Genomic DNA, 3,823 nt, shown 5'->3' with positions numbered 1-3,823 from the left:
CAGCCGACGGCGTGAAGAGCGGGTCCGTTGACGTGGTCATCGGCACGCACCGGCTGCTGTCCAAGGACTTCGGCTTCAAAGACCTCGGCCTGGTAATCGTGGACGAGGAGCAGCGCTTCGGCGTCGAACACAAAGAAGCGCTCAAGAAGATGCGCACCAACGTGGACGTCCTGGCCATGAGCGCCACTCCGATCCCGCGCACCCTGGAAATGTCCCTGACCGGCATCCGCGAGACCTCCACCCTGGCGACCCCGCCCGAGGAACGGCACCCGGTCCTGACCTATGTGGGTCCGTACACGGACAAGCAGACCTCCGCCGCGATCCGCCGCGAGCTGATGCGCGAGGGCCAGGTGTTTTTCGTCCACAACAGGGTGTCCACGATCGACCGCACCGCCGCGAAGATCCGCGAACTGGTCCCGGAAGCCCGGGTGGAGGTGGCGCACGGGCAGATGTCCGAGAGCCGGCTGGAACAGATCATCGTGGACTTCTGGGAAAAGCGCTTCGACGTCCTCGTGTGCACCACCATCATCGAGACCGGCCTGGACATCTCCAACGCCAACACCCTGATCGTGGACGGCGCGGACAAGTACGGTCTGTCCCAGCTGCACCAGCTGCGCGGACGGGTGGGCCGCGGCCGGGAACGCGCCTACGCCTATTTCCTCTACCCCTCGGAAAAGCCGCTCGGTGAGGTGGCGCTGGAACGGCTCAAGGCCGTGGCGACGCACAACGAGCTCGGCGCCGGCATGCAGCTGGCCATGAAGGACCTGGAGATCCGCGGGGCCGGCAATCTGCTCGGCGGCGAGCAGTCCGGCCACATCCAGGGCGTCGGTTTCGACCTGTACATCCGGCTGGTCGGCGAGGCCGTAGCCGACTACCGGGGCGAGGCCGAGGAGAAGGCCGCCGAGATGAAGATCGAGCTGCCGGTCAATGCGCACCTGCCGCACGACTACGTGCCGGGCGAACGGCTCCGGCTGGAGGCCTACCGCAAACTCGCGAGCGCCATCACCCACGAGGCGATCGACGAGGTCCTCGCGGAACTCGTGGACCGCTACGGCGAGCTGCCGCTGCCGGCAACAAACCTGATCGACGTCGCCCGGTTCCGGGCCGGAGCGCGCGCGGCCGGCCTCACCGACGTCGCCCTGCAGGGCAACTTCATCAAGTTCTCGCCCGCCCAGCTGCCCGAATCCAAGCTCATGCGGCTGGCCCGGATGTACCCCGGCTCGCAGGCGAAGCCGGCCCTGGACGCCGTGCTGATCCCCAAGCCCAAGACCGCCCGGATCGGCGGCCGCGACCTGCAGGACGCCGAAATCCTGGCCTGGGCCAAAGGCGTGATCGAAGCGATTTTCTCCGACGTCCCGCTCTCAGTCGGCTAGGCCATGATGGGAGGACACCACGCCGCGTCCGGGGCCGCGGCGTGGGTGGCTATTGCCTCGACCGGGCCTTACGCGCTCGGCTGGTACCCGCTGGACGCCACCGGCATCGTCATCGGCGGCATGGCGACGGCAGGCACCGCCCTGGTCTGCGACTGGGACCACCGCTCCAGCACGGTGGCGCATGCACTCCCGCCGCTTTCGAACCTGATCGCCGTCGGGATCGAAAACGCGTCCGGCGGCCACCGCCAAGGCACGCACTCGGTGCTCGGCGCGGGGTTCTTCGTGCTGCTTGCGGCGCTGGCCGGGCAGGTCCAGGTGCGGACGGATTGGGGCCTGCTGTCCGTGGGCGCGGGGTTGCTGTGCATGTTCATGATCAACATCGCCGCGAAAGCGCTGAAGTTGTTTCCCAAGTACGGCTGGATCAGCAACTGGGTCTTCGCCCTGGCCATGGCCGGTCTCGTCACCTGGTTCGCGCCTCACCAGTGGTCCTGGTTGCCCGTGTCCATGCTCACCGGCGTCCTCGTACACATCGTGGGTGACATGATCACCACCGGGGGAGTGCCCTTGCTCTGGCCGCTCGTGGCCAGGCCGCCGAAGTTCCTGCGCAGGATGCCGCTGGTCAAGGACGTCTGGAAGGCCAACGGGGCGTTCTCCATCCCGCTGCTGGGCCGGGCGGGTTCGCGGCGGGAATGGTTCGTGCTGATCCCGGTCAGTGCCTATGCCATGGTCGGCATGTTCTCCGCCGGGCTGGCCCTGGCCGAGGGGCACTTCGCGTCAGCTCTCGCGCTGGGGACCGCGTTGCTCGACCGCCTGCTCTCCGTCGTCGGAGCTTAAAGTCGACGGCGGCCGCCGCGCTTTCCTGGAACCGGCCGCTTAAACCGCTGAAGCCCCGGAGAACCGGGGCTTCAGCCGTCACACCGAGGTGCTGCGGTCAGCTCTCGCCGGCTGAATCCGAGCGGCCCGTGATGGTTTGCGGGATCCAGAACGCGAGCGCGAACAGGCCCAGGCAGACGGCCATCGGCCAAGGGTTGCCCAGGGTGAGGAAGGACAGCGAGTACAGGGCGCCGAAAAACAGGAGCATCATCGGGACAAACATCGCGATGCTGGATCCAAGGCTGTTCTCGGCCTTCGGGGTCTTGGTGGTGTTGCTGGACATTCGTTCCTCCTCGGCCCCGTGGGGCTCTAAAAGCTGTGGCGGCTGCGGCTGTGAACGCTGGGCGTTCAGTACGCGGACGAACCCTGTTCGCCCTTGACGATCGCGATGCCGGAGCTGGCGCCAATACGTGTTGCACCTGCAGCAATCATAGCCTGAGCATCGGCGAGGGAACGCACGCCGCCCGAGGCCTTGACGCCGAGTCCCGGGCCGACGGTGCGGCGCATCAGGGCGACATCCTCCGCCGTGGCCCCGCCGCCGTTGAAGCCGGTGGAGGTCTTCACGAAGTCCGCCCCGGCCTCCACCGCGGCCTCGCAGGCGAGGACCTTCTGTGCATCGTCGAGCAGCGCGGTCTCGATGATGACCTTCAGGATGGCGCCGCCGGCGTGGACGGTCTCGGCGACCGCGCGGATGTCATCCACCAGGGCCCCCTTGTCATTGGCGCGCGCCGCGGCAATGTTGATCACCATGTCGATCTCGTCGGCGCCGTCCAGCACCGCGCCGCGGGCTTCGAAGGCCTTGACATCACTCGGCGTGGCGCCGAGCGGAAAGCCGACCACCGAGCAGGTCAGCACGCCGGACCCCCTCAGCGCGGTTTTGACGGTCTTCACCCAGATAGGGTTCACGCAGACGGACTTGAAGTGGTACTCGGCCGCCTCCGCACAGACTTTCCGGACCTCGGCTTCCCCGGCCTCCGGCTTGAGCAGGGTGTGATCGATGTACGAGGCAATGGTGCCCTCGAGGCCCTGGTGGTCGGTGCTGGCGGGGCCGGCAGCCGTGCCGGCCGTGGTGGCGTCGTTGCTCATGGTGGTCCCTTTCCTGACGGGCCCGCTTTGTGGCCGGCCCGGCCCGCTGGCGCGGCATACGTCGTGGCTTCTCAGTGCACCATCTTGCCATAACGCGGGCCGGCCTGAGCGGCCCCTACGCCGCCTGCGCCAGGGATCCGGAAAGGCAGGCCCGCAGCAGTTGCGCCGCGCAGACCCCGGCGGCGGGACCGGCCGCCACGAGCAGGCCCAGCCGGACGCCGTCGTGCGCCGCGGCGTCGCCGATGGCCCAGATCCCCGGCACCGAGGTGCTGAAGTCCGGCCCCACTGCGATGCCTCCCTGCGGCGCGGTAGCCAGGCCGGCGGTTCGGGCCAGACCGTCCCGGGCCAGCCGCTCTTCGGCCAGGACCACGAGGTCGCCGCTCATGCTTGAGCCGTCCTCGAAGACGATGCCGGCGGCCGGCAGGGCGGACCCAGCGAGGGTGGGGACGACGGCGGACGGCCGCAGGGTGGTGCGGACAGGCCGCACGCCG

Annotated in this window: 5 protein-coding genes; 2 read left to right on the top strand and 3 right to left on the bottom strand. The window is 68.6% G+C overall.

Features of this window, described 5'->3' with window-relative positions:
* Both AB4Y86_RS14000 and AB4Y86_RS13995 read left to right on the top strand, forming a co-directional pair.
* The coding region (locus AB4Y86_RS14000; RefSeq protein WP_441402813.1) for a TRCF domain-containing protein at positions 1 to 1,373 on the top strand (1,373 nt) is incomplete at its 5' end.
* Between the two features lie 3 nt (positions 1,374 to 1,376).
* Complete coding sequence (locus AB4Y86_RS13995; protein ID WP_441402812.1) at positions 1,377 to 2,207, top strand: metal-dependent hydrolase; 831 nt, start codon at positions 1,377 to 1,379, stop codon at positions 2,205 to 2,207.
* Between the two features lie 97 nt (positions 2,208 to 2,304).
* On the opposite strand, the gene AB4Y86_RS13990 is transcribed toward AB4Y86_RS13995, so the two are convergent.
* The 3 genes from AB4Y86_RS13990 to AB4Y86_RS13980 all read right to left on the bottom strand — a co-directional run.
* Complete coding sequence (locus tag AB4Y86_RS13990) at positions 2,305 to 2,529, bottom strand: hypothetical protein (protein ID WP_441402811.1); 225 nt, start codon at positions 2,527 to 2,529, stop codon at positions 2,305 to 2,307.
* A gap of 65 nt (positions 2,530 to 2,594) precedes the next feature.
* Positions 2,595 to 3,332: a deoxyribose-phosphate aldolase gene (gene deoC / locus AB4Y86_RS13985; RefSeq protein ID WP_441402810.1), complete on the bottom strand. Its 738-nt coding sequence runs from the start codon at positions 3,330 to 3,332 to the stop codon at positions 2,595 to 2,597.
* A 115-nt stretch (positions 3,333 to 3,447) separates the two neighbouring features.
* Positions 3,448 to 3,823, bottom strand: a 376-nt coding sequence (locus tag AB4Y86_RS13980) for an FAD-dependent oxidoreductase (protein WP_441402809.1), incomplete at its 5' end; no start/stop codon positions are given.

It is taken from the genome of Arthrobacter sp. 2YAF22_2, from assembly GCF_052114645.1.
Classification (GTDB): domain Bacteria; phylum Actinomycetota; class Actinomycetes; order Actinomycetales; family Micrococcaceae; genus Arthrobacter.
The sequence above is the reverse complement of the archived record's forward strand: the minus strand, read 5'-3'. Positions and strand labels throughout refer to the sequence as shown.

Bases quoted from the DNA above. Each gene is read 5' to 3' on its own strand.
- AB4Y86_RS13995 (WP_441402812.1), top strand. From the start codon at position 1,377: ATGATGGGAGGACACCACGCCGCGTCCGGGGCCGCGGCGTGGGTGGCT.
- AB4Y86_RS13990 (WP_441402811.1), bottom strand. From the start codon at position 2,529: ATGTCCAGCAACACCACCAAGACCCCGAAGGCCGAGAACAGCCTTGGA.
- deoC (WP_441402810.1), bottom strand. From the start codon at position 3,332: ATGAGCAACGACGCCACCACGGCCGGCACGGCTGCCGGCCCCGCCAGC.